Here is a 26,491-nt window from a genome sequence, read left to right on the forward strand (position 1 = left end):
GCTGCTGGTGCTAAAGGTGAACGCGGTCAGGCCGCTGGAGGCGGTCGCGGTCAGCGTGATCGGCGTGACGCCGAAGGTCACCGGCGAGGCCGGGGGCGAAGGTCACCGTCTGACTGGCCTGATTGATCACCACATTGGCGTTGGCCGAGGCGCTGGCGACGTTGGCATTGCCGGCCTGGCTGGCGGTGAGGACACAGGTACCAACGCCGACGATGGTGAGCTGGTTGGTGGCCACCGTACAGATGCTGGCCGCGCTGCTGGTGCTAAAGGTGAACGCGGTCAGGCCGCTGGAGGCGGTCGCGGTCAGCGTGATCGGCGTGACGCCGAAGGTCACCGGCGAGGCCGGGGCGAAGGTCACCGTCTGACTGGCCTGATTGATCACCACATTGGCGTTGGCCGAGGCGCTGGCGACGTTGGCATTGCCGGCCTGGCTGGCGGTGAGGACACAGGTACCAACGCCGACGATGGTGAGCTGGTTGGTGGCCACCGTACAGATGCTGGCCGCGCTGCTGGTGCTAAAGGTGAACGCGGTCAGGCCGCTGGAGGCGGTCGCGGTCAGCGTGATCGGCGTGACGCGCAAGGTCACCGGCGAGGCCAGGGCGAAGGTCACCGTCTGACTGGCCTGATTGATCACCACATTGGCGTTGGCCGAGGCGCTGGCGACGTTGGCATTGCCGGCCTGGCTGGCGGTGAGGACACAGGTACCAACGCCGACGATGGTGAGCTGGTTGGTGGCCACCGTACAGATGCTGGCCGCGCTGCTGGTGCTAAAGGTGAACGCGGTCAGGCCGCTGGAGGCGGTCGCGGTCAGCGTGATCGGCGTGACGCCGAAGGTCACCGGCGAGGCCGGGGCGAAGGTCACCGTCTGACTGGCCTGATTGATCACCACATTGGCGTTGGCCGAGGCGCTGGCGACGTTGGCATTGCCCGGCTGGCGGTGAGGACACAGGTACCAACGCCGACGATGGTGAGCTGGTTGGTGGCCACCGTACAGATGCTGGCCGCGCTGCTGGTGCTAAAGGTGAACGCGGTCAGGCCGCTGGAGGCGGTCGCGGTCAGCGTGATCGGCGTGACGCCGAAGGTCACCGGCGAGGCCGGGGCGAAGGTCACCGTCTGACTGGCCTGATTGATCACCACATTGGCGTTGGCCGAGGCGCTGGCGACGTTGGCATTGCCGGCCTGGCTGGCGGTGAGGACACAGGTACCAACGCCGACGATGGTGAGCTGGTTGGTGGCCACCGTACAGATGCTGGCCGCGCTGCTGGTGCTAAAGGTGAACGCGGTCAGGCCGCTGGAGGCGGTCGCGGTCAGCGTGATCGGCGTGACGCCGAAGGTCACCGGCGAGGCCGGGGCGAAGGTCACCGTCTGACTGGCCTGATTGATCACCACATTGGCGTTGGCCGAGGCGCTGGCGACGTTGGCATTGCCGGCCGGCTGGCGGTGAGGACACAGGTACCAACGCCGACGATGGTGAGCTGGTGGGTGGCCACCGTACAGATGCTGGCCGCGCTGCTGGTGCTAAAGGTGAACGCGGTCAGGCCGCTGGAGGCGGTCGCGGTCAGCGTGATCGGCGTGACGCCGAAGGTCACCGGCGAGGCCGGGCGAAGGTCACCGTCTGACTGGCCTGATTGGTTGCACCACATTGGCGGGTGTGAGCCGGGCGCTGGCGACGTTGGCATTGCGGCGGCTGGCGGTGAGGCACAAGGTACCAACGCCGACGATGGTGAGCTGGTTGGTGGCCACCGTACAGATGCTGGCCGCGCTGCTGGTGCTAAAGGTGAACGCGGTCAGGCCGCTGGAGGCGGTCGCGGTCAGCGTGATCGGCGTGACGCCGAAGGTCACCGGCGAGGCCGGGGCGAAGGTCACCGTCTGACTGGCCTGATTGATCACCACATTGGCGTTGGCCGAGGCGCTGGCGACGTTGGCATTGCCGGCCTGGCTGGCGGTGAGGACACAGGTACCAACGCCGACGATGGTGAGCTGGTTGGTGGCCACCGTACAGATGCTGGCCGCGCTGCTGGTGCTAAAGGTGAACGCGGTCAGGCCGCTGGAGGCGGTCGCGGTCAGCGTGATCGGCGTGACGCCGAAGGTCACCGGCGAGGCCGGGGCGAAGGTCACCGTCTGACTGGCCTGATTGATCACCACATTGGCGTTGGCCGAGGCGCTGGCGACGTTGGCATTGCCGGCCTGGCTGGCGGTGAGGACACAGGTACCAACGCCGACGATGGTGAGCTGGTTGGTGGCCACCGTACAGATGCTGGCCGCGCTGCTGGTGCTAAAGGTGAACGCGGTCAGGCCGCTGGTGGCGGTGGCGGTCAAGGTGATCGGGGCGACGCCGAAGGTCACCGGCGAGGCCAGGGCGAAGGTCACCGTCTGACTGGCCTGATTGATCACCACATTGGCGTTGGCCGAGGCGCTGGCGACGTTGGCATTGCCGGCCCGGCTGGCGGTGAGGACACAGGTACCAACGCCGACGATGGTGAGCTGGTTGGTGGCCACCGTACAGATGCTGGCCGCGCTGCTGGTGCTAAAGGTGAACGCGGTCAGGCCGCTGGAGGCGGTCGCGGTCAGCGTGATCGGCGTGACGCCGAAGGTCACCGGCGAGGCCGGGGCGAAGGTCACCGTCTGACTGGCCTGATTGATCACCACATTGGCGTTGGCCGAGGCGCTGGCGACGTTGGCATTGCCGGCCTGGCTGGCGGTGAGGACACAGGTACCAACGCCGACGATGGTGAGCTGGTTGGTGGCCACCGTACAGATGCTGGCCGCGCTGCTGGTGCTAAAGGTGAACGCGGTCAGGCCGCTGGAGGCGGTCGCGGTCAGCGTGATCGGCGTGACGCCGAAGGTCACCGGCGAGGCCGGGGCGAAAGGTCACCGTCTGACTGGCCTGATTGATCACCACATTGGCGTTGGCCGAGGCGCTGGCGACGTTGGCATTGCCGGCCTGGCTGGCGGTGAGGACACAGGTACCAACGCCGACGATGGTGGAGCTGGTTGGTGGCCACCGTACAGATGCTGGCCGCGCTGCTGGTGCTAAAGGTGAACGCGGTCAGGCCGCTGGAGGCGGTCGCGGTCAGCGTGATCGGCGTGACGCCGAAGGTCACCGGCGAGGCCAGGGCGAAGGTCACCGTCTGACTGGCCTGATTGATCACCACATTGGCGTTGGCCGAGGCGCTGGCGACGTTGGCATTGCCGGCTGGCTGGCGGTGAGGACACAGGTACCAACGCCGACGATGGTGAGCTGGTTGGTGGCCACCGTACAGATGCTGGCCGCGCTGCTGGTGCTAAAGGTGAACGCGGTCAGGCCGCTGGGAGGCGGTCGCGGTCAGCGTGATCGGCGTGACGCCGAAGGTCACCGGCGAGGCCGGGGCGAAGGTCACCGTCTGACTGGCCTGATTGATCACCACATTGGCGTTGGCCGAGGCGCTGGCGACGTTGGCATTGCCGGCCTTGGCTGGCGGAGGACACAGGTACCAACGCCGACGATGGTAGAGCTGGTTGGTGGCCACCGTACAGATGCTGGCCGCGCTGCTGGTGCTAAAGGTGAACGCGGTCAGGCCGCTGGAGGCGGTCGCGGTCAGCGTGATCGGCGTGACGCCGAAGGTCACCGGCGAGGCCGGGGCGAAGGTCACCGTCTGACTGGCCTGATTGATCACCACATTGGCGTTGGCCGAGGCGCTGGCGACGTTGGCATTGCCGGCCTGGCTGGCGGTGAGGACACAGGTACCAACGCCGACGATGGTGAGCTGGTTGGTGGCCACCGTACAGATGCTGGCCGCGCTGCTGGTGCTAAAGGTGAACGCGGTCAGGCCGCTGGAGGCGGTCGCGGTCAGCGTGATCGGCGTGACGCCGAAGGTCACCGGCGAGGCCGGGGCGAAGGTCACCGTCTGACTGGCCTGATTGATCACCACATTGGCGTTGGCCGAGGCGCTGGCGACGTTGGCATTGCCGGCCCGGCTGGCGGTGAGGACACAGGTACCAACGCCGACGATGGTGAGCTGGTTGGTGGCCACCGTACAGATGCTGGCCGCGCTGCTGGTGCTAAAGGTGAACGCGGTCAGGCCGCTGGAGGCGGTCGCGGTCAGCGTGATCGGCGTGACGCCGAAGGTCACCGGCGAGGCCGGGGCGAAGGTCACCGTCTGACTGGCCTGATTGATCACCACATTGGCGTTGGCCGAGGCGCTGGCGACGTTGGCATTGCCGGCCCTGGCTGGCGGTGAGGACACAGGTACCAACGCCGACGATGGTGAGCTGGTTGGTGGCCACCGTACAGATGCTGGCCGCGCTGCTGGTGCTAAAGGTGAACGCGGTCAGGCCGCTGGAGGCGGTCGCGGTCAGCGTGATCGGCGTGACGCCGAAGGTCACCGGCGAGGCCGGGGCGAAGGTCACCGTCTGACTGGCCTGATTGATCACCATTGGCGTTGGCCGAGGCGCTGGCGACGTTGGCATTGCCGGCCTGGCTGGCGGTGAGGACACAGGTACCAACGCCGACGATGGTGAGCTGGTTGGTGGCCACCGTACAGATGCTGGCCGCGCTGCTGGTGCTAAAGGTGAACGCGGTCAGGCCGCTGGAGGCGGTCGCGGTCAGCGTGATCGGCGTGACGCCGAAGGTCACCGGCGAGGCCGGGGCGAAGGTCACCGTCTGACTGGCCTGATTGATCACCACATTGGCGTTGGCCGAGGCGCTGGCGACGTTGGCATTGCCGGCCTGGCTGGCGGTGAGGACACAGGTACCAACGCCGACGATGGTGAGCTGGTTGGTGGCCACCGTACAGATGCTGGCCGCGCTGCTGGTGCTAAAGGTGAACGCGGTCAGGCCGCTGGAGGCGGTCGCGGTCAGCGTGATCGGCGTGACGCCGAAGGTCACCGGCGAGGCCGGGGCGAAGGTCACCGTCTGACTGGCCTGATTGATCACCACATTGGCGTTGGCCGAGGCGCTGGCGACGTTGGCATTGCCGGCCCTGGCTGGCGGTGAGGACACAGGTACCAACGCCGACGATGGTGAGCTGGTTGGTGGCCACCGTACAGATGCTGGCCGCGCTGCTGGTGCTAAAGGTGAACGCGGTCAGGCCGCTGGAGGCGGTCGCGGTCAGCGTGATCGGCGTGACGCCGAAGGTCACCGGCGAGGCCGGGGCGAAGGTCACCGTCTGACTGGCCTGATTGATCACCACATTGGCGTTGGCCGAGGCGCTGGCGACGTTGGCATTGCCGGCCTGGCTGGCGGTGAGGACACAGGTACCAACGCCGACGATGGTGAGCTGGTTGGTGGCCACCGTACAGATGCTGGCCGCGCTGCTGGTGCTAAAGGTGAACGCGGTCAGGCCGCTGGAGGCGGTCGCGGTCAGCGTGATCGGCGTGACGCCGAAGGTCACCGGCGAGGCCGGGGCGAAGGTCACCGTCTGACTGGCCTGATTGATCACCACATTGGCGTTGGCCGAGGCGCTGGCGACGTTGGCATTGCCGGCCTGGCTGGCGGTGAGGACACAGGTACCAACGCCGACGATGGTGAGCTGGTTGGTGGCCACCGTACAGATGCTGGCCGCGCTGCTGGTGCTAAAGGTGAACGCGGTCAGGCCGCTGGAGGCGGTCGCGGTCAGCGTGATCGGCGTGACGCCGAAGGTCACCGGCGAGGCCGGGGCGAAGGTCACCGTCTGACTGGCCTGATTGATCACCACATTGGCGTTGGCCGAGGCGCTGGCGACGTTGGCATTGCCGGCCTGGCTGGCGGTGAGGACACAGGTACCAACGCCGACGATGGTGAGCTGGTTGGTGGCCACCGTACAGATGCTGGCCGCGCTGCTGGTGCTAAAGGTGAACGCGGTCAGGCCGCTGGAGGCGGTCGCGGTCAGCGTGATCGGCGTGACGCCGAAGGTCACCGGCGAGGCCGGGGCGAAGGTGACGGTCTGCGGGGCTGCTGCTATGTTAACGAGTTGTGTAACTTGGGGGGCTGCATTGAAGATAGAACTACCCGCTTGGTTCGCAGCGATGGTGCATGACCCACCTGTAACGATGGTTACCAACCCACTGGATAAATCTACTGTACAAATGCCTGAAGTTTGCGTTGTGTACGCAACCGCGAGGCCGGATGTCGCGGTCGCAGAAACACTGAAGGTTCCACCAGGCGAATATGTAGGCGTTGGCGCGGCGCCAAAACTGATTGTCTGATTGGCTTTGGGAATCACGCTGTTAGATGCCGCTGAAGGCGTACCCGGGCCTGCGCTGTTGGTGGCGGTAACCGTAAAGGTATAGCTCGTGCCATTGGTCAATCCTGTCACGTTGATAGACGTGCAGGGCGCGGTGCAGGTTCCTGTCAGGCCGCCAGGATTGGATGTAGCGGTATAACCGGTAATGGTTGAACCTCCATTCGAACCCGGCGCGCTGAAAGTCACCGTCGCTTGTGTATTGCCAGCAGTGGCGGTGCCGATTGTGGGTGCGCCGGGCGCCGTGCCGGAAATAACGAAGCTTTGCGGTGCTGTTGCGGCCGCATTGCCAGTTGGCATCGCCAATTTGATTGGCCGCGATGGTGCAGATGCCCGCCGTCAGCATCGTGACGTTGAGGCCGGATATCGAACATACCGTTGAGGTTGTCGACGAAAGGGCGACCGTCAGGCCGGAATTTGAGGTTGGCGTCGGAAGCGTAAATGGATTGGTGGCGCTAAAAAGACGATCGGCGATGGGGTTGAAAGCGATTGCCTGGTTGGCCTTTTGAATCGTTAGTGTGAAAGATTGGCTATCCGAGCCAATGCTGTTCATCGCCCCGAGGGTCAATGAATAGATCCCCACGGTACCCAAAGCTGGCGTTCCGGACAGAGCGCTGCCGCCGAAGGTTACCCCTGTTGGTAGCGTGCCAGTTTGCGAGATAGTTGGGGTGGGCGCTCCCGTAGCAATGACTGCAAAATTAAGTGGCGAATTTACAGAAAATGTTGCCGCACTCGCACTTGTGATCGTCGGCGTAATACCAAGATTCAATGTGAGGCTGGCAGAAATTGGTACGTCGGGATCCGAAGGGAAGCAGGCCGTGCCAGTTGGTTTCAAAAGGATTGTTGAATAGGTGCTTAGGTCCAATACGTACGAGCTATTTATTGCACTGGGTTGCGGAGAAAGGGTGAATGTGGCTAATAGTTGACCCACAGATGGCGCAGGCGCGACCGGGGATCCGCTTCGGACACCGCCGAAGTCAAAAAGACGTTGGATTATTTATGGCCAGTGGATACCTGGTGCAGATTCATACGCTTCTAAGGTCGCGGCGCCATTTTGCACGCAATGTGACCTGAAAGCGATTTCCTTCTCCTGATGCTGCCTGAAGGTAAATTACCGCGCCACACACGCCTTCCGTCGCTGCAGAGGTTGTCGTAACACATAGCGAAACGACGGTGGAGCTTCCACTCGAAAATTGGCTGTACCGGGAACGGGAGCAGTGCACCGGTGCCAGCCGAAAAAACGTTGTCACGGTGGCGCTTGCGTTTCCCGCAAGAGAACCCATACGGTTGCCATGAAGAAAAATAGTGCAGTCTTTTTCATTTCGCCATTCCGATTCTTACGATGTTTTATTGATGTGCGAGGTGGCAACTTAGAAAGCAAGAAAGTACCCCCGCCTCATTGCTCATTGATTATGGCAAGGCCCCAGACCGGCCCTTTGCCAAGCCTATATCAGACGAATTGATAAGACCGTTCAAGTTGATGTCGTACCTGAAGGTTGCGCTATTCACCGTTCCCGACCGCCCCTTCATCAAGCCAATATCGCTTGAATTGATGAGCCGATTGTTCGAAACATCCCCAACGAAAAATCCCATTGAAGCGGAGAAATTAAGACCGCCCGGGTTTACACCAATGAGGTTCACCTTGACTCGCTTGGCATCCGGAACACCGGTGAGGGTCACGACAATGTCGTTTCCGGAAATTGCAGATGATGCAGACCCGATACTCGCCGACGCCGCATCAACAGCATTGACTGAAGCAATTGACGAAACCGGCAGGTTGAAATGAAAAACAATTGTGTGTCCGGCGGCGATTACTCGCGGCTCAACATCAACCAAACCCGAAATTGCAGTCAAAGAATTGATCGGAATTTCGAAGGTGCCCACGGTCCCGTGAGTTTTCCTCGAAGCAACGGAAAGCAGCTCCAGTTGGACAGTTGTCAACACATTGAAGCTTTGAGCTGCTTGGGGCGCAGCGTTGTAGTTGGTGCTGCCTGCTTCGTTTGCCGCGATGGTGCAGGCATTGCCTCCCTGACTCGCCTGCAGCGTCACCGTGCTGCCGGAGACGGTGCATACGCTCGGCGTGGTGGAACTGAACACCACCGTGAGGCCGGAGCTCGCCGTTGCGGCCACTGCAAAGGGTGGGTCATTGTCATTTCGGTTGGGAAGCGCGTCGAAGGCGATCGTCTGGTCCGCTTTGTTGACGGTCTGCGCAAGTGCGGCAGATGTACTGGCGAGCGTGCTTGCCGTACCTTGATAAATCGCCGTGATTGAATGCGTGCCCACCAACAGCACGCCGACGGTGCAGGCGGCGGCACCCGCGGTCAAAGCCTGCGCACCGCATCCAGCGATATTCACTCCCCGTCCGGAAAGCCACCGCCGTTCCGTTTAGCCCGCCAGTGACTGTTGCCGTGAAGGTAACGTTCTCGCCATACAGCGACGGATTCAGATTCGACACCAATGCGGTACTGGTCGCGGCAGGATACTGGGTCGCCACCGGCACATAGGATTGCCCGCCGAACGTACCATTGCCCATCTGTCCGTTCGGGTTATTTCCCCAGCAGCTGCTTACGCCGGTGCTGAGAAGCGCACAGGTATGCTGCGCCCCGGCAGCTACGGCGATCACGCCGGACGCGATAACGTCCACGGGCGTATTGCGGTCCGTATTGGTGCCGTCACCAATCTGTCCGGATGAATTTTGGCCCCAACACTTTACGCCGCCGCCAACAGTCAGGGCACAGGTGTGATACTGGCCTGCGGTAACTGCCGACACGCCCGAATTCAGTCCAAATACGTCCATTGGCGCCGGCTCGGTGGTTCCTGACGTGGCAATACCAATCGCGCCATAAGCGTTGTCACCCCAGCACTTCACGCCACCCGTTGTCAACAGCGCGCAACTATGGTCTGAGCCTGCCGCGACGGACGCAACTCCCGATGTCAGCCCTGTCACTGATACTGGTGCAATTTGAAAATTAGCAGTAGAGCCATCGCCTAATTGAAGGCCGTAATTCGCGCCCCAACAAACGGCAGCGCCAGCGTTGACTGCGCAGGCGTGGGCATAGCCCGCCGAGAGGGCAGTTACGCCTGATCCTAGGCCCGATACTGGCGCGGGAGTATGTGCCTCTGCGATTGTGCCGTTGCCAAGTTGCCCGTCATTGTTGCTTCCCCAGCACTGCACGCCGCCTGTGGTACTCAATGCACAACTGAAGGATTGTCCGGAACTGTCTCCACCCGCGATGACTCTAGTTATGCCGGACAAACCGGAAACGTCGACCGGGACAGGACTTTGAATGATCGAGTTATCACCCAATTGGCCATGCGCGTTCCCGCCCCAGCATTTCACCGCACCAGTGCTGGTGACCGCGCAACTATGCGAGGCGCCCGCGGCAAGCGCAATGCTGCCGAAGGGAAGGCTTGAAACGTTGGCCGGCGTGGAACGCGCGATGGTGGTGCCGTCGCCCAACTGGCCATTGGCATTGATGCCCCAGCAAACTACGCCACCCGCCGCGGTCGAGGCACAATTGTGCGCACCGCCCGCGGTAATAAGTTGTGCATGAACAAAGGAGGCCGTCGACATGAGCGCCATTGCCAGTGCTAGCGCAACTAGCAACGTGACATGCGACCAAAAGGTTTGCCTTTGCCAAATCTTGACAAGGTGCATGTCGGCGCTTGCGCAAAACTCGTGCGAGACGGCGCAATTTCCCACGCGCAACGAGTTTTTACGGACGTGAATGAATTTTGCGCACGGTGCGCAGCGTGCATAGCGGACTTTCTATCGTGCTGTTTGTCGTATGGTTCTCTTGCCGGGGCCATGTTTATACAACCTGAAGTGTCCGGCCTGCCATGCTACCCGAATGCCGTATTACCCGTGCAGACGAATGCACGTTTACTCTATTCGACGGACTATGCATGGGACTCGGCGGCTGTGCTGTGACGTGGCGCACAGTTTTTCAAATACTGTGGCGCGCCGAAAAAGCATTGTTGGGGAAAGAGAAACGCAAGCACTGGCGGGGCTGTTGGCGACATTGTGGTCGGAAAGCCGCGCCCAGGCTGGGTTTCTTGCCTGTGCGGTGGCAATCAAGGCAATACGAGTCCGGATCTGGCTTTTACCGCAGAAACGTCCCGCGGCGTCACACTTCCGTTGGCATCAAGATCGAACTGGAAATTGCTGCCAGATGCCACTTGACCGACATGTGCCTTTACCGCACTGATATCGCTGGCGTTCACTTTGCCTGTGCCGTTCACGTCTCCCACCAGGAATCCCAGCGATGCCGTCGCACTTCCGCCCGCGCCAGCGCCATTGACATTGGTCAGCGTCACGCGTACGCGTTGATTGTCTGTGATTCCCGTTAGTGTGACGACCACGTCATTGCCCGATTTTGCCGCGTACACCGTACCCAGAAGCGATGAGGCCGCGTTGAATGCGCCAGCGGTGCCAGGATCGGTAATCGGTCGGTTGAACTGGAAGACGATGCGATGTCCGGCGCCGATGATGCGCGGTTCCATCGAAACAGGGCCGTCGATCGGCACGGTGCTGTTGATAGGCACGTCGAAATCCGCGACGCCTGCGTGAGACTTTCGGGATTGCACACCGATCAATCCCAGCGCGGGCGTTGCAGAAGGGGTGACGGTGACGTCCGCGGAAGGCACGCCGTCCCCGGCGTCATTGGTTGCGGTCACGGAACACGTGTAGGGAGTGCCGTCATTGAGACCGGTAACAAGTATCGGCGGGAAAGTTGCGTTCGCCGTCGCAATTCCGGGTGCGCAGTTCGATTTGTAGGACGTGATCGGCGATCCTCCGTCGGCAGCGGGAGCAGCAAAGAATATCCATGCCTTGCCGCTGCCGGCGACCGCGCTACCAATTACCGGTGCGCCCGGAACATTAATGCCAATGCCGGAAAGCGGAATCGTAATCGGGCTCGTCGTCGCGCCGCTCAGGGTAAGAGAAGCGGTATGTGCACCGGTTGTCGGCGGATTAAATGTGACCGCTATCGTGCAATGCGTGCCCGCGCCAAGCGATGCGCCGTCGCAATCGGAGGTTCGGGAAAAAGAGCCCACATTGGCGCCAGTCATATTTTCGCCGAGCGCCGATGTATTGCCGCTACCGGCATTGGTCACGGTAATTGTTCGCGTCGCGCTGGCGGTTGAGATGCGGCTTGGCCCAAAATCAACGTTCGGCGGCTCGGCAAAAAGCACCGCTTGTACCGGCGTGACGCTGATTGTCGCCGACGCCGGGCCTGCGCCGGTTACGTTGGCTGCGGCAATCGAGCAGGTGTAGGGCGTGCCATTGCTGAGGCCGCTGACCGTGACGGGTGAAGTCGGCGCCATGCCGATTTTCCCACCGGGATTGCACGTCGCGCGGTAAGTGACAATTGGTTTGCCACCATCCGGCGGCGCGGTGAAAGCAAATGTTGCCTGCCCATTACCCGGCGTGACCGTGATGCCGGTGGGTGCGCCTGGGACCTGCACGGCCTGCGCGCTATTCGGATCCATTTGAAGCAGTCCCGTGTCGACGACCTCGAACTTATGGTCGTAAACCACCGGATTGCTTCCCGGCACAGCCGGACTTACCACAATCGACTTGAGCTGGCTGAGAACGATGTCCGGCCAGTTGGTGTCGGACGTGCCCGAAAAGAACCAGTTGCTGCCGCCATCGGCGAGCACCAACCCGTACTTTTTCATGGCGCGCAAAATCACCTGGGTTCGCGGATCGTATCCCGCAATATCGAACGAAGCCCGCAGGCGAAAACGTGCGCCCATCGGGGGAAAGTTCGAATTAGTGCTCCCGCCAGACCAGTGACGTGCAGGCCAAAGATATTTGTGGCTGCCGCCCGCTATCGATCCCCAAATGTTCTGTGCGGTGAAACGGATGGCGTGATTGATTTCGCCCGCGGCAACTTCGTCCCAGCGCACCAATCCCGGCATCACCGCAAAGCCGGCAGCATCCGCGGAGGTCCATGGTTCAGGGCGCAATGCATTGGAATTCAGCGGAAAGATCGCACCCGAAAATGCGTTCCAGGTCGTGCTGGAAGTCTGCGTCGCGGAGTACAGCTCGTAAAGTTTGCACCCCGCCGTATCGATGGCGAGGACATGCATGTCGCCGCCACTTCCGGCGCCGCCCTCGACTGGCGCGTTGGCGGGAATAAGGTACGGGTTGTCGTCGCTCTCTTCAGGGACCTCAAACGTAATTGTCGCAGGCGGCGCATTCGCGGAGGTGATGAATGGAATGCCGTAGTTGTCCGCGAGCACGTTGCCCCAGTCCGGCCACAAGGTCGCGGGATTGGAATTGGTGTTGCTCTTGGTGCGCATGTTGTTCTGCCAGACCGTCGAACTTGGGTGCAGCGGCAACTGATCAACCGGCGTGTTCCAGTAATTGTTGGCCGGGAATACCTGACAGCCTCCAATCATCGGCGGCGCGGCACGGGCGGTTGCTGCGAATGACGCGAGCAAAACCGCCGCAAGGTGAGAACGAAGATCGAGTCGCATTGGCTCTCGCGATGGATAATATTTCAAACTCTATATCTGGCGCGGCGTTTCAGCCATAATCTTGCCACAACCCCCGCCAGTGCTAGCGTTTGCCCACGTACTCCCAGTAACCGCATTATTCCCACTGCCTGAAAAACACCAGATACATCGTAATCAGCGCCAACACCGCACCAGCAATGATCGCGCCGAATAGCACAATGGCGACCCGGGTATCTTGCGCATGGTCGCGTTCGATGTTGTTCGTGCGATTGGCGCGCGCACTCTTGCGCTCACGAAGGCAGAAACCCAGCACGCCAAACATGATGGCGCAAAAAATCCCGATGATGGCGATCAGGCTGGCGTCCAGCATCCCGCTTACTTCTTGGTGGATGGTTCAGACTTTGCCGGTGCCGCGGATCTGGGTGGCTCCAGATTTTCTTCGAGCTGATCGAGTTTTTCCTGCGGCGCCTTGCCGTCGTACACCGCGCGCAATCGCCGCTGCAGATACGCATCTCGCAGGAATTGATATTTATCGAGCGCGGCTTCTTCCAGCGCCTGGCCGGCGCCGAGGAGATTGGCGCGCACATCGATGATCTCAACGCCATAAGCGCTATTGCGAGTCGGGATGTGATCGACCTGACGTGCCCAGCCGAGGTAGGAATCGACGCCGCGGCCCGAAACATCTCGCAGCGTTGATGGACCCATGAATGGAATCACCAGATATGGCCCGGTGCCAACACCCCATGTCCCAAGTGTTTGCCCGAAATCTTCATTGTATTTCTCCAGCCCCATCGGCGTGGCAACGTCAAACAGGCCAAGGATGCCCAGCGTCGAGTTAACCAGAAACCGCCCGGCGTTGGACGCGGCTTGCGTGGGCTTGCCTTGCAGCAGGCTATTGACAGCACCCGCAACATCGCCGACGTTGGTAAACAGATTATTCACGCCGGAACGCAGGAATTGCGGCGTAATCGCCTGATACCCTTTTGCGACCGGCTTGAGCACGGCGGCATCGACGGTATCGTTGAACGCAAATGTCGCGCGATTCATTCCTTCGAGCGGATCGGCTTTCGGCGCATTGGTGGATGCACAACCAGATAGTGCCAGTGCAGTCAGAGATGTGATGATCAGCGCAATTCTTGGGTTCATGATTTTTTGGTCGGTTGCTATTCTAGAATTGCACAAATTACGGATAAAACTTGCATTTGTCAGTGCATACTGAATCGAAGCGACAGATCAAGTGCCTTGACATCCTTGGTCAGACCGCCGACCGAGATACGATCAACACCTGTTTCCGCAATGGCGCGCACTGTCTGCAGTGTGACCCCACCGGACGCTTCCAGTTCCACGTCGCTCAGTCCCGAGGCAGCGACAATTTTCACCGCGTCCTTCATTTGCGCTGTCGTCATGTTGTCGATCAAGATCAGTTTGGCGCCGCAGTCGAGCGCCTCGCGCAATTGTTCGAGCGTCTCCACTTCGATTTCGATCATGGTATCGCGCGGCGCCTGGTGTTGCACCAGGGCGTGCGCGGCCTTTAGCGCCGGTTCGATCCCGCCAGACGCCATGATGTGGTTTTCCTTGATGAGAATGCCATCGTAGAGTCCGATACGATGGTTGTATCCGCCGCCCGCGCGCACTGCGTATTTTTGCGCACGGCGCAGCCCGGGAAGAGTTTTGCGCGTATCAAAGATTTTCGCTTTGGTGCCTGCGACAGCATCGACGAATCGGTGCGTCTTGGTGGCTACCGCTGAAAGGGTTTGCAGGAAATTCAACGCCGTCCGCTCGGCTGTGAGCATGGCGCGCGCATTGCCGGTAATCTCGCAAAACTGCACGCCGGCCGCCACATGTTTCCCATCCTCGACGTGCCAGAATATTTCGCATTCGGGATCGAGTTCATCGAAGCATCGCTGAAACCATTCAATGCCCGCAATCACGCCGCCTTCACGCGCCATCACGCGCGCATGGCCGCGAGCGGAGTCGGCAATCAGCAATGCGGTCAGATCGCCGCTTCCCACATCCTCGCGCATGGCGCGGCTTACATCTTCCGTAATGGCTTCTTCCAAATCGTGCTTTTTGTCAGACATAGTAATAACCCCTTGAAAGCAAGGGACATGGCCTTATGTTCAGGTTAACGGATTCACTTCACTGAACTCATTTTAGGCCTTACCCATGAGAATCGACAAACTCACCACTAAATTTCAGCAGGCACTGTCGGACGCGCAAAGCGCCGCATTGGCCAACGACAACGGCTACATCGAACCCGCGCATTTGCTGCTCGCGCTGATCGGCCAGGAAGATGGCGGCACGGCCTCGCTACTCGGACGCGCGGGCGTGGCCACACCGCGATTGAAGAGCGCGTTGGAAAAAATCGTCCATCAGTTACCAAAGATCGAAGGGCAGGGCGGTGAGATCACCGTCTCGCGCGAGCTCTCGAACTTGCTAAACCTCACGGACAAAGAAGCCACCAAACGCGGCGATGAATTCATTGCGAGCGAGCTTTTCCTGCTTGCGCTACTCAGCGACAAGGGCGACACCGGTCGGATCTTCAAGGAACTCGGCGCCAACAAGCAGGCGCTGGAAGCGGCCATCCTCGCGGTGCGCGGAACCGAAGGCGTATCGAGCCAGGAAGCCGAAGGTCAGCGCGAGGCGCTGAAGAAATACACCGTGGATCTCACCGAGCGCGCCCGCAACGGCAAGCTCGACCCGGTCATCGGCCGCGATGATGAGATTCGCCGCGCGATCCAGGTATTGCAGCGCCGCACCAAGAACAACCCCGTGCTGATCGGTGAGCCCGGCGTCGGCAAGACCGCCATCGTCGAAGGTCTGGCGCAACGCATCGTTAATGGCGAAGTGCCTGAATCGCTCAAGAACAAACGCGTGCTGTCGCTCGACATGGCGATATTGCTGGCAGGCGCCAAATATCGCGGTGAATTCGAAGAGCGCCTCAAGGCCGTGCTGAAGGAACTCGAACAGGATGCCGGCCAGACCATTGTCTTCATCGATGAACTGCACACCATGGTCGGCGCGGGCAAGGCCGAAGGCGCGATGGATGCCGGCAACATGCTGAAGCCGGCTCTTGCGCGCGGCGAACTGCATTGCATCGGCGCCACCACGCTCGATGAATACCGCAAGTACGTGGAGAAGGATGCCGCGCTGGAGCGCCGTTTCCAGAAGGTACTGGTGGGCGAGCCTAGCGTCGAGGACACCATCGCCATCCTGCGCGGCCTGAAGGAACGTTATGAACTGCACCACGGCGTCGACATCACCGATCCGGCCATCATCGCCGCGGCAGAATTATCGAACCGTTACGTCACCGACCGTTTCCTGCCGGACAAGGCGATCGACCTGATCGACGAAGCCGCCGCGCGCATCCGCATGGAAATCGATTCCAAGCCGGAAGTGATGGACAAACTCGACCGGCGCCTGATCCAGCTCAAAATCGAACGCGAAGCGGTGAAGAAGGAAAAGGACGAGGCGTCGAAAAAGCGATTCAGCCTGATCGAGGATGAAATCCGCCGCCTGGAAAAAGAGTATTCGGATCTGGAAGAAATCTGGAAGGCCGAAAAGGCGCAGGTGCAGGGCACACAGCATATCCGCGAGGAAATCGAGAAAATCCGCGCGCAGATGGTGGACCTCCAGCGCAAAGGCCAGTTCGACAGGCTTGCCGAATTGCAATACGGCAAGCTGCCGCAACTTGAGTCGCAATTGAAGCAAGCTGAGAAATCCGAAGGCAAGGCGACCAAAACCAGGCTGGTTCGCACGCTGGTCGGCGCCGACGAAATCGCCGAAGTGGTCTCGCGCGCGACCGGCATCCCGGTGTCAAAGATGATGCAGGGCGAACGCGAAAAACTCATCAAGATGGAAGACAACCTGCACAAGCGCGTGGTCGGCCAGAACGAAGCTGTGCGACTCGTCTCGGACGCCATTCGTCGCTCGCGGGCCGGCCTGGGCGACCCGAATCGTCCGTATGGGTCCTTCCTCTTCCTCGGCCCGACAGGTGTCGGCAAGACCGAATTGTGCAAAGCGCTGGCCGAATTCATGTTCGATTCAGAGGATCATCTGATTCGCATCGATATGAGCGAATTCATGGAGAAACACTCGGTCGCCCGCCTGATCGGTGCGCCGCCCGGCTACGTGGGCTACGACGAAGGCGGTTACCTCACCGAGGCCGTGCGCCGCAAACCGTATGCGGTGATCCTGTTCGACGAAGTTGAGAAGGCACATCCGGACGTGTTCAATGTCCTGCTGCAAGTGCTCGACGACGGTCGCATGACCGATGGCCAGGGTCGCACGGTGGATTTCAAGAATACGGTCATCGTCATGACCTCCAACCTAGGTTCACAGGAAATCCAGGCGATGGCCGGTTCCGATTACGGCGTGATCAAGCTTGCAGTGATGGGCGAGGTCAAGTCGCATTTCCGCCCGGAGTTCGTCAACCGCATCGATGAAATCGTGGTGTTCCATTCGCTTGGCGAAGAACAGATCGCCGCGATTGCGAAAATCCAGCTATTGCGCCTCGAAAAGCGCCTGGCCGCGATGGAAATCGGCCTCAAGATCAGCGACGAAGCAGTCGCCGAAATTGCCAAGGCCGGGTTCGATCCGGTCTACGGTGCGCGGCCACTGAAGCGCGCAATTCAGCAGGAAATCGAAAATCCCCTATCGAAAGCGCTGCTTGAGGGCAAGTTCGCGGCGAAAGATACGATTATGGTCGGATTGAAGAACGGAGTGATTACCTTTGGGAAGTAAAAGGCCGCGACCTTTTGCCACGTTGTGACGGTACCGGACGCGTTCCAACAATTCCGGTTCTTCTCGGGGTAGTCAAAGGCAGGGGGGGGGGGGGGGGGGGGTCTAAAGGATAGCTGCCCACAAAATGTACATGCCCGGCGCGTCGGAGAAGGATTTGCCTGTGTGGAGTCAGGCGTCAGGCCGTGAGCAATTGTTGCCGGGGGCGATTCGACGGGTAACCCCGACGCCGTAACCCGATTTAACATTTGCGGATGCATTTTTCGCGCACCTGCCGTACTAAAATTCACCATGAATTGACACGACGCATGTCGCCATGCCTTTTTGCTTAGCAAGGTACGCGCATTTGCACGGCAATCTGCAGCTCAAACTCGCGCCCGGAGATCTCTGATGAAAAAAATGTTGATTCCAATGCTGTCGCTATTCGCCATGGGCAGCGTGTTTGCGAATGAGATCATTGTCGGGCAAAGCATTGACCTCACGGGGTCCACTTCGGCACACGGAAAAGCGGTTCAATCGGGTATCAATCTTTTTATCAGCACTCACAAGAACGCATGGGGCAAAAACAAGCTGATCCTGAAGACGCTGGACGACGGTGGCAATTCCAAGCGTGCCGGCGAGAACGCGCGTCAGCTTATCGAGAAAGACAAGGCGATTGCGCTATTCGGCGGAATCGAAGGCGGGCCATGTACCGCACAATTGAAAGTGGCGACAGAAGCCCAGGTGCCGCTGATAGGTTGCCTCGCGGGCGCACCGGACTTGCGCGCCCCGTTCAACCGCTATTCATTTCCGGTGCGCGCGGGTCACTACGACGAATTTGAACAACTCCTGATTTACGCCAAACGCAGTGGCCTCACGAAAGTCGCCTTTGTCCATGGCGACAATGAAAACGGTCGCGCCCACCTCACCAATATCGGCAAGTTGACCAAGCAACTCGGCATCGCCGACGTCATCAGCATTCCCGCTTCGCCGGGCGCCGATGGGAAGCCCGATGTTCGCGCCATGGCAGACAAGATTATCAAGAGTCAGGCGATGGGCGTGTTCAACCATGGATCGTACGTGATGTACGCCGATATCATACGCATCCTGCGCAAGACGAATACCGCCCTTCAAATCATGGCCGTCAATTCCGGTGCGCAGCAAATGGTCGAGTTGCTCGGAAAGGACGGCAGAGGGATCGTATTTACCCAGGTCGTGCCATTTCCGTTCAACGACTCCGCACCGATTGTTTCCGAATACCGGAAGGCGCTCGCGATCAGCAAGGCAACAACGCCACCGTCATTCAGTGAGCTGGAAGGCTACATCACCGCGAAAGCGCTTGCCGAAGGACTGAAACGCACCACACGCGCAACCACTGATGGTATCGTCGCCGCGTTTGAAGGCATGACGCGCGTGGATCTTGGTGGCGTAGTGATCCGCTACAGTGCGGCGGCCCACAACGGTGCGGAATTTGTGGATACGGTCATCGCGAGTTCGGACGGAAAATTTCGGAATTGAAGATCCGGCGGTCGCGGGCGTTCGGGATATTTTTACGGCGCCGGACGCGAATACAACAAACTCTCGCCAGCATGAAAAAACATCGGCCGCAAATGCGGCCGATGTTTTTTCATGAAGCGCTCAAATTTGCCGGTCAGTTGATCGCAAAATTCACGAAAGCGGTTGTCGTCACGCCATCACTGTCGGTCACGCTGAAGGTCAAGGTGGCGCTCGGTCCTGGCCCTCCGGCAGTCTGAGCAGCAGGCGCGTTGTAAACGAAGTTCTTTATCCCGTAGGATCCGCCGACAAAGCCGCTGATACTGCCCACCGATGCGTTGACCGACACCGATGCAGGTCCAGCGAACGGCTTGTCGTCATCGAAAGTCACAGACATCGGCACGGAGGATGCGGTCTTCACGCCCGTCACGTTGGGCAGATTGGTAATCGTCGGCGCCGCATTGGCCGCGGAAGTGGTCGAGGTGAAGGTCGCGGAAACACCGCCGATGGTCAACGTGGTATTGACGCTGCCATTGCCTACCGAGGCAGAAACGTGGCGTACTTTCACTGTCTGACCGTTGGTAACCGTACCGGCCTTGGCGCCCGTCGCACCGAGACGCCCCTTCGCCGCGATCGAACCGTTGGTGGATGCCGCCACGGTTGTCCAGGGCCCGCCATTGATCTGGTATTCGCCACCGATCACGCTAATGGGCGCGGGCGCATTGATGCCGGAGATGGTGATGGCATTGGACTCAACCAGCGTATTCAGCAAAACGTTGGCCTGTGCCGTGAAACGGAATGGATTGGGGGTGGTATCGCAACCTGCCGTCGTGACGCTGCCCACGGTGACGGCGTTGGCGGAAACGTTCACGGTCGCCGCAACGCTGCAACTTCCTGCCGTGCCAGTGCTGACCACGTACGTGTCGACTGAGCCCGCCGACGGCCTCGGCAAGCCGCCAGGATTGATGACTAGCGTTGTGCAGGTGGACGGCACGCTGAACTGTCCACTGTTGGTAAAAGTGGCGCCATTGCGTGTCACGCTCGTCACCACGGCCACGCATTCGCTCAGCGGTACGGCAATGGTGCCATCGCGCCCGACAGTGCTACCCGGCGGCAAGCCGCCTTTGTTGACCGCAATCAGCCGGCGCGGCACGACGGTGTCGTCAACCTTGGCCACCACTTGCGATGGCAGGAAATCCGGACGCAATACGACCTGATCGAGCAAGTCGCGGCCGCGCCAGGTCGGTGCATCGTCACCCGGATCCTGGCTGGGAACGCGCGACGCGCAGTTGGGGGAGCCACCGAGTTTCGCGGCCCAGGTCAATCTCACCTGGTTGTCGTCCGGCGTGCCGTCTCGCCCGCGGATACGAATGAAATCGAGGCCGATCTGCTGTCCGCCAGAGATGCAGCGTTCGACGCCGATGCTGTAGCGCTTCTGTGCGGCAAACTGGTTCGCGGTACCCGTAAAGCTGTAGCCGCTGAAGAGTTGCTGGTTCCATTCCAGTCCCCCTGTGGTGCGGCGTACCGCGCTTTCACCCGCAGCGAGCCCGTACTGCAGGCGCTCCTGACCAAGGCTTGTCTTGAACACGCTGCTTGAAAATGGCGCGAATGAAAATTGACCCTGGAAACCAGATACCTTGCCGCTGGCCACCCGACGTTGCACGCTGGCGGATTCGTAAAGGTCAACGGTGTCGGTGATCATGATCACGTCATCCAGGCTGCGGCCATTGGTTTTCAGGCGATAGGCATTGAACTCAACAAATCTTCGTGAGTCCTTCCCCAATTTGAATTTATAGCTCGCCGCCGCGCTGTTCTGCGTCATTTCAACCCGTTCGGGGCCGGACAGGAAATCGAAATTCAGCGATTGGCGCAACTGATCCAGCGTGACGATGAGTTGCTGGTTCCCGGTCTTGTAGCCCAGATTCAGAATGCCTTCCTTCTTGCGGCTGCCGAGCGTCAATATGCCGCCGATCGCCGCGCTATCGCCAAACATCTTGCCGTAGGCGCCCGACATGGTGGCCCCGGTTTCTTTGCTGTACTCAGGATTAATGATGTATTTGCTGGTCGCGTTGCCGCCTTCGAAAGGCAGGCCGAGCGGGTCGTTGCCCGAGGACTTCTTTTCCGTCACGAGATCCGTCAATTTAGCGCCGGTATCTGTCGAGTCCTGACCGACCGTGACAGGGCGATCCGCGGAAGCTGCGGGGCCCGCTACGCAGGTCAGTAACAATAGCGCCGATAAGGAACAAGAAAGGTGACGAAAAAGGGAACGAGAAAGCGAATGGGCGGCATGGTGAAAGCGCATCATGAAAAGAACTCCCCAGTTTGAATTGGTGGCGACGATACGGTACAAGCGGGCAATGTAGCGAAGTGCAATCCAACCGCAAATATTCACGCTTATTGCGTCAAGAAATCTGCGTGCAGGGAGGAGTCTGCCGCAAAAACGATTGCGCGTCGAGATCAGGCCAATTCAGCTTGCGGCGAGCGGCAGCATGGGAAGTCAACAAAATTGCGATTCACCAGCAACCGGGCAATATCCAAAGGCACCGCCGCGCTAAACGCGAACCCAAAACCGTCTTCGCAGCCGAGCGCGCGCAATGCGGCCAGTTGATGCGCACCTTCGATACCGTGGGCGAAGAGTGGCATCCTGACGGCCTGAACGATTGCGCGCAGGTTTGCAGCCTGCCTTTCGTCACAGCTAATACCACTGACGGACCTGCGCTCAATTTTGATGCGCGAAAGCAGCGCGACGGCAGTATCCGTGAAGGCCGAGCCGTGGTAATTCATTGCAAAACGAAGTCCGTCGCCACGCAATTGCCGAAGTTGTTGTAGCGCCTGCGCATGGACAGGCAATGTGCCGCCGTCCGTCAGGTCCAACTCGACCGCGCACGGGGCGAGATTCGCTTCCTGGACAACCTTGATCATTTCAGCCGCGTAGCCCGCGCGCTCGAGCTCGCGCGGTGAAACGTCGATCGAGACTCTCAGCGCGCGTGATGTTTCGCGCTGCAACAACGCAAGATCCTCGCAGGCCTGGCGCAGCACCCAATGACCAATTGTCGTGATCTCTCCGCTGGTTTCCAGATGGCTGACAAATTCCAGCGGAAGCATGTTTCCGCGCATGGGGTGATTCCATCGCAACAGTACTTTGAAGCCCGTAACATTTCCCACACTCAAGTCGACGATCGGCTGATAAGCAAGTCTGAATCCGCATGCCGCGCCATCAAACAAGTGATCGAAACCGATTGGCGCCGCGGCCGTTTCCGGCAAGAGCACCGAATGCCGGATTTGGTCCGGTGCGCCACGCGCATCAAGCAGGCGCTCATTAGTTTCAAGCTGCGCTTTCAGGCGTGCGCGGTCGGCTTCAGCATGTCCAAACCGCAGTCGCGTCCCTTGCAGCTCAACCGACGCCTCCAGTGCCTTAAGCCGCAAACGTGTCACATGCGTTTGTTCTTCGTGGGTGCCTTGTCCGATGATGCCTTCGTATTGGTTTGCCTGAATGGCGTTATCCATTTTCCGGCAAATGCCCACCAATGCACTCAATAGCGCGCCGTTTGCCGGCATGCCGGCAGCTTCCGATTTTTGCAAGGTATCGCGCAACACGTTAAACGCCTCATCCGCGCTCCCCGCTTTGTCGAGTGCTATACCAAGCCACAGCATGACGTCCAGTTCGCCCCGCGAGCCCGCGCGTGCCTGCGAAAGCGCGGCTCTCGCGTGCGCAACCGCCTCGTCAAACCGGCCAAGCCCGCAAAATGCTTCAACACTGGTAGCGTCAATGTGCGCAAGCAAGGTGATATTGCCGTAACGTTTCGCCTCGACCGCGTTTTGCATCGATAAGGCCAGCGCCTCGGAAAAACGCTTGTCCAGGTTGTACACGCAAGCGATGTTGTGACGTGTTTCGACCACTCGATCCCGTAATCCCAGCGTACGGAAACCCGCAAGCGCCAGTTCAAACTGACGCAGGCCGGCCTCTGACCGCCCAAGTTGCGCTTCGACGCCGCCGAGCAGCGAACGTACCAGCGCAAGCCCCGCAGCATCCTCGGTGTCAGTCAGAAACTCTGCCGCCGCTTCAAGATGCGGCAAGGCCTCCGCGCCCAGTCCCAGGCTGGCCCATATCGCGCTGAGACCTGACAAGGTTTGTGCCTGCACGGCAACGTCTCCATCGCAGACCGCGATGATCGCTGCTTCATTGCAGACCCGCAGCGCGTCGTCGAACTGCGCTTCCGCATAGTGAAGGCGCGCGCGCAGAAGCAGGCTCATTGCGAGCACGTTGTTGGCCCCGATTTCGCGCGCAATGCGTGTCGCGTCATCCAGGCGCTGGCGGGCCAACGCCGGATTGGGACCTATCAGCCGTTCGGCCTCGCGATTGAGCCCGCGCGCAACCGCCATTTGCCAATCGGGCTGGGAAACGGCAGGTGGCAATTCGGGGGCATTGGGCAGTGACATGAGTTGCGGAGGGGTCTTCAATTGGTTGGCAGATTACGACATCAAGGTACGCAAGCCCGCGGAATTGTATCGCGATTGGCGATCCGCGAAAGTGCACTCGACACTTTCGCGTAGTACGTAATGCGACGTTGGCGACTGTTCGCACTTGACCGTCGAGACCGGCCAACCAGGGAAGAAAAGCGTCCCCTGGCCCCACGAAATATGGACCGGATGCGTAGAACGGATACCCGCAGCCGAACAGTTGGTATGCATGTTTATCGGGAACATTAATAGATGTTGAAATTCAGGCAGTTCTTCCTCTGAAGTTCATGCGCAGTAAGTGATCAATGCCCGGCGATGCCGAGCGTACGACTCGCACTTTTCGGTAGGTGATTTCTTGCGTCAATGCATGGTTTGTGGTCGCGCGAGTACGAGATAATGCGAGAAGCAAAAGGTACGCATTGGACAAGCAAGATGCATTGAATGGAAAGCGAAACTTCTTTGCGCGCCATGGCTACTGTTTGACCGAAAACTGTCGATAACGACAATCATAAAAGGATGGAAATTGTGAGATTGAGGTTGGGTATTTTTCCGACATGAATCCCGTCCACGACGAGACACGATTGAAAACACCAGCCATGGGGCAGACGCAGCGCATTGAAGCCGTCATCCAGAAGGTGGCGTTTTGGCTGCTCGCTTTTTTTAGCCTGATCACTGTCGCAGCGATTGCAATCCTGCGTCCGCGGGATTCCGGCACGGCAGACGTGCCGCTACTGTTGTTGCCAACCGCCGTCTCCATCGCGTGCATGCTGGCTTTCTTCCTGGCTCGTCAAGGCCGACCAAGGCTTGCGGCCAGCGTGGTAATGGCCGTTACGTACGTTGCGATCGTGAGCTACATGATCGTGACCGGTCTAGGGTGTGCATAGCCATACCACGGGTTTGCTCGCCTTGCTCATCATTGTCTCCGCCCTGCTCATCGGGCATCGCGCAGGGCTATGGGCATCGGCTGTTGTAATTCTCACTGTAATCGTGATGTTTGTTTTCGAGTGGAACCGGTGGTCAATCGACCCTGACGCAGCCAGGAATCTCAAACCGCTCAACATCCTGATCACCTACTGCATCCTGTTCAGCGCCACCGGCGCCATGCTATTCCTGTTCTCGAAGGCTTTGCACGAGGCGCTGCACGCAGCCAGCGAGCAAGAACAGCATCTGCGTCAGCTAATAGAATTGGCGCCATTCGGCTACGTCATGCACCGAGATGAGCGTGTCTTGATGGTCAATCGCGTCGCCGCCGCGGCCAGAGGATTCGAGGCCCCGGAACGGATGGTTGGAATGAGCATCTACGATCTCTTGCCTGCCGAGCATCGCGAATTCGCCAGTGGTCGCGTTGCGGCCGCTAAGTCTGGCGCGCAAGACGTCGACTCGTCCGCCGAGTATCGACTCAAGGACAAACGCGGGCGCGAGCGCCGGGTTGAGGCCCTGACAATGAGCCTGGCGCTCTCTGATGGTCCGGCGCTGCTGACCGTGATGCGCGACGTGACCCGCGAACGTGAGGCTACCGCCACACTGGCCATTGCGAAGGAACAGGCGGAAGCCGCGAACCGAACCAAGTCCCAGTTTCTCGCCAGTATGAGTCACGAGATTCGCACGCCCCTGAACGGTGTATTGGGCATGGCGGATCTGCTGCAGGGCACCACGCTCGACGATGAGCAGCGACGCTATTGCGATGCGATAAAGGCCTCCGGCCATGCGCTGCGAGAACTGATTGGCAACATCCTGGACCTGGCAAAAATCGAAGCAGGCAAGGTTGAATTGGAGCGGGAGGACTTTGAACTTTCGCGGCTACTCGATGATCTCGTTACTGCCTACCGCGAACTGGCGCGCGCGCGCGGCAACACTTTCCAGACGTCTTTCGATCTGCCGCCTTACGTCAGGCTAAACGGCGATTCGTTGCGGCTACGACAGGTACTCACCAATCTTCTCGGCAATGCGATCAAATTCACCGAGAACGGCTGGATCGAACTCGGCGCCCGAGCACTCGAAGCTCGTCCGGGAGACGCGCGCCGATGGGTGCGCTTCATTGTGCGCGACGCCGGCGTCGGCATGACCAATGAGACGATCTCGAAGCTGTTTCAGCCCTTCAGTCAGGCCGATAGCTCGACGACGCGGCAATTTGGCGGCACCGGACTGGGGCTCACTATCGTCAAGCATCTGGTCGACCTCATGGGGGGAACGGTGGAGGTCGAGAGCGCGCCCGGCGCCGGATCGGAATTTCGCGTGGAGTTGCCGTTTGAACTGGCGCGCTCGTCTGCCGACGCCATGCCGCCGGAAGTTCTGACCGTCGTGCCGGCAACCGGCACATCGCTGCAGATATTGCTGGTGGAGGACAACGAGATCAACCAGGAGGTGGCGCGCGCCATGCTCCAGAAAGCCGGACACCGCGTAGAAGTGGCGGGCGACGGCGCGGAGGCGGTGCTCAAATGCACGCGAGGCCACTTTGATTGCGTACTCATGGACTGTCAGATGCCGGTCATGGATGGCTTCGAAGCGACGCGAAGCATTCGTGCGCGCGAGGCGGCGAGTAGCACGGCGCGCACCCACATTGTTGCGCTCACGGCCAATGCAATGGCCGGGGACCGCGAGCGTTGCCTGGGCGCCGGCATGGATGATTTCCTGGCCAAGCCGTTCAATACCGCGTCATTGCTCGCGACCGTAATGAGAAGCACAGCTCGCCATGGAGCTGTCGCTGTTCCCGAATCCGCTCCTGCCGAGGTCCCGATATCGTTCGATCCCGCCTTTGTTCGGACAACTGGTGTCGATGGACCGCGAGATGCCGGGGTTCCTGGCCAAGCTTACGAGCCGGTTTCTCGATAGCGCGCCTCAACTCATCGTCAGCGTGGCGGGTGCGTCGACTGATTCCGCCAAGGACGCCGAGCGGGCCGCGCATTCGCTGAAGTCCACCAGCGCACGATTTGGCGCTCTGGCGCTCTCGCGGCTCGCTGCCCAGGCTGAAGCGGCCTCGCGTGAGGGCCATTTCGATACCGCACGCGCCATTGCAGATGCGATGCGTATCGAGCTCGCATCCGTCAGCGAACGCCTGCAGCAATATGCGGTGGCTGACTCGCCAGCACCTGACCCCGTGGAAGAAAAACTTTAGGCAACTGCAAAGGCGAAAAAAGCGGTCCGGAAACCAGAAT

The 26,491-nt window shown here is 60.1% G+C and carries 22 protein-coding genes; 8 read left to right on the forward strand and 14 right to left on the reverse strand.

Features of this window, described 5'->3' with window-relative positions; genetic code table 11:
* Positions 1-10: 10 nt before the first annotated feature.
* The 4 genes from IPP88_20105 to IPP88_20120 are packed head-to-tail and all read right to left on the reverse strand — an operon-like array spanning position 11 to position 2,850.
* On the reverse strand, positions 11-886 hold the full coding sequence (locus tag IPP88_20105; protein MBL0124919.1) for a hypothetical protein: 876 nt from the start codon (positions 884-886) through the stop codon (positions 11-13).
* Positions 883-1,386, reverse strand: a complete 504-nt coding sequence (locus IPP88_20110) for a hypothetical protein (GenBank protein ID MBL0124920.1) — start codon at positions 1,384-1,386, stop codon at positions 883-885. The genes IPP88_20105 and IPP88_20110 overlap by 4 nt, the downstream gene beginning before the upstream one ends.
* Positions 1,383-1,643 (reverse strand): hypothetical protein, encoded by a 261-nt coding sequence (locus IPP88_20115; protein MBL0124921.1) that lies wholly within the window; start codon positions 1,641-1,643, stop codon positions 1,383-1,385. Before IPP88_20115 ends, IPP88_20110 begins: the two co-directional genes overlap by 4 nt.
* On the reverse strand, positions 1,609-2,850 hold the full coding sequence (locus tag IPP88_20120; protein MBL0124922.1) for a hypothetical protein: 1,242 nt from the start codon (positions 2,848-2,850) through the stop codon (positions 1,609-1,611). Before IPP88_20120 ends, IPP88_20115 begins: the two co-directional genes overlap by 35 nt.
* A 147-nt stretch (positions 2,851-2,997) precedes the next feature.
* On the opposite strand from IPP88_20120, the gene IPP88_20125 reads away from it, so the two are divergent.
* Positions 2,998-3,135 (forward strand): hypothetical protein, encoded by a 138-nt coding sequence (locus IPP88_20125; GenBank protein MBL0124923.1) that lies wholly within the window; start codon positions 2,998-3,000, stop codon positions 3,133-3,135.
* Between the two features lie 149 nt (positions 3,136-3,284).
* On the opposite strand, the gene IPP88_20130 is transcribed toward IPP88_20125, so the two are convergent.
* The 3 genes from IPP88_20130 to IPP88_20140 all read right to left on the reverse strand — a co-directional run bounded on the left by IPP88_20130 (position 3,285) and on the right by IPP88_20140 (position 6,500).
* The gene (locus tag IPP88_20130; GenBank protein MBL0124924.1) at positions 3,285-4,226 is read right to left on the reverse strand and encodes a hypothetical protein; all 942 of its coding nucleotides are present in this window, start codon (positions 4,224-4,226) and stop codon (positions 3,285-3,287) included.
* Between the two features lie 68 nt (positions 4,227-4,294).
* On the reverse strand, positions 4,295-4,891 hold the full coding sequence (locus IPP88_20135) for a hypothetical protein (protein ID MBL0124925.1): 597 nt from the start codon (positions 4,889-4,891) through the stop codon (positions 4,295-4,297).
* Entirely contained in the window at positions 4,797-6,500 is a 1,704-nt protein-coding gene (locus IPP88_20140) for a fibronectin type III domain-containing protein (protein ID MBL0124926.1), read from the reverse strand. The genes IPP88_20135 and IPP88_20140 overlap by 95 nt, the downstream gene beginning before the upstream one ends.
* A gap of 20 nt (positions 6,501-6,520) precedes the next feature.
* Between IPP88_20140 and IPP88_20145 the strand changes: the two genes are divergently transcribed.
* Together IPP88_20145 and IPP88_20150 are read left to right on the forward strand one after the other, a co-directional pair.
* Entirely contained in the window at positions 6,521-6,709 is a 189-nt protein-coding gene (locus IPP88_20145; protein ID MBL0124927.1) for a hypothetical protein, read from the forward strand.
* Positions 6,710-6,886: 177 nt separating this feature from the next.
* On the forward strand, positions 6,887-7,051 hold the full coding sequence (locus tag IPP88_20150) for a hypothetical protein (GenBank protein ID MBL0124928.1): 165 nt from the start codon (positions 6,887-6,889) through the stop codon (positions 7,049-7,051).
* A 1,298-nt stretch (positions 7,052-8,349) separates the two neighbouring features.
* Here IPP88_20150 and IPP88_20155 read toward each other — a convergent pair.
* The 5 genes from IPP88_20155 to nadC all read right to left on the reverse strand — a co-directional run bounded on the left by IPP88_20155 (position 8,350) and on the right by nadC (position 14,743).
* A complete protein-coding gene (locus IPP88_20155; protein ID MBL0124929.1) occupies positions 8,350-9,774 on the reverse strand; it encodes a chromosome condensation regulator RCC1 in 1,425 nt (474 codons plus the stop codon).
* Positions 9,775-10,274: 500 nt separating this feature from the next.
* Positions 10,275-12,683: a fibronectin type III domain-containing protein gene (locus IPP88_20160; protein MBL0124930.1), complete on the reverse strand. Its 2,409-nt coding sequence runs from the start codon at positions 12,681-12,683 to the stop codon at positions 10,275-10,277.
* A gap of 115 nt (positions 12,684-12,798) precedes the next feature.
* Complete coding sequence (locus IPP88_20165; protein ID MBL0124931.1) at positions 12,799-13,032, reverse strand: hypothetical protein; 234 nt, start codon at positions 13,030-13,032, stop codon at positions 12,799-12,801.
* A 5-nt stretch (positions 13,033-13,037) separates the two neighbouring features.
* Positions 13,038-13,808, reverse strand: a complete 771-nt coding sequence (locus IPP88_20170) for a VacJ family lipoprotein (protein ID MBL0124932.1) — start codon at positions 13,806-13,808, stop codon at positions 13,038-13,040.
* Positions 13,809-13,867: 59 nt separating this feature from the next.
* Positions 13,868-14,743, reverse strand: coding sequence for a carboxylating nicotinate-nucleotide diphosphorylase (nadC, locus tag IPP88_20175; GenBank protein MBL0124933.1), 876 nt, complete (start codon positions 14,741-14,743; stop codon positions 13,868-13,870).
* 85 nt (positions 14,744-14,828) lie between these two features.
* Between nadC and clpB the strand changes: the two genes are divergently transcribed.
* Together clpB and IPP88_20185 are read left to right on the forward strand one after the other, a co-directional pair.
* Entirely contained in the window at positions 14,829-17,405 is a 2,577-nt protein-coding gene (gene clpB / locus IPP88_20180; GenBank protein ID MBL0124934.1) for an ATP-dependent chaperone ClpB, read from the forward strand.
* Positions 17,406-17,792: 387 nt separating this feature from the next.
* Positions 17,793-18,899 (forward strand): ABC transporter substrate-binding protein, encoded by a 1,107-nt coding sequence (locus IPP88_20185; GenBank protein MBL0124935.1) that lies wholly within the window; start codon positions 17,793-17,795, stop codon positions 18,897-18,899.
* A gap of 133 nt (positions 18,900-19,032) precedes the next feature.
* Here the strand turns inward: IPP88_20185 and IPP88_20190 are convergent, their stop codons facing one another.
* Both IPP88_20190 and IPP88_20195 read right to left on the reverse strand, forming a co-directional pair.
* Entirely contained in the window at positions 19,033-21,015 is a 1,983-nt protein-coding gene (locus IPP88_20190) for a hypothetical protein (protein MBL0124936.1), read from the reverse strand.
* Between the two features lie 317 nt (positions 21,016-21,332).
* Positions 21,333-23,315: an EAL domain-containing protein gene (locus IPP88_20195; GenBank protein MBL0124937.1), complete on the reverse strand. Its 1,983-nt coding sequence runs from the start codon at positions 23,313-23,315 to the stop codon at positions 21,333-21,335.
* A 575-nt stretch (positions 23,316-23,890) separates the two neighbouring features.
* On the opposite strand from IPP88_20195, the gene IPP88_20200 reads away from it, so the two are divergent.
* The 3 genes from IPP88_20200 to IPP88_20210 are packed head-to-tail and all read left to right on the forward strand — an operon-like array spanning position 23,891 to position 26,451.
* Entirely contained in the window at positions 23,891-24,220 is a 330-nt protein-coding gene (locus tag IPP88_20200; GenBank protein MBL0124938.1) for a hypothetical protein, read from the forward strand.
* Positions 24,213-26,168 (forward strand): response regulator, encoded by a 1,956-nt coding sequence (locus IPP88_20205; GenBank protein ID MBL0124939.1) that lies wholly within the window; start codon positions 24,213-24,215, stop codon positions 26,166-26,168. Before IPP88_20200 ends, IPP88_20205 begins: the two co-directional genes overlap by 8 nt.
* A complete protein-coding gene (locus IPP88_20210; GenBank protein MBL0124940.1) occupies positions 26,125-26,451 on the forward strand; it encodes an Hpt domain-containing protein in 327 nt (108 codons plus the stop codon). Before IPP88_20205 ends, IPP88_20210 begins: the two co-directional genes overlap by 44 nt.
* Positions 26,452-26,491: the final 40 nt, after the last annotated feature.

Source organism: Betaproteobacteria bacterium, from assembly GCA_016720925.1.
GTDB lineage: Bacteria > Pseudomonadota > Gammaproteobacteria > Burkholderiales > Usitatibacteraceae > UKL13-2.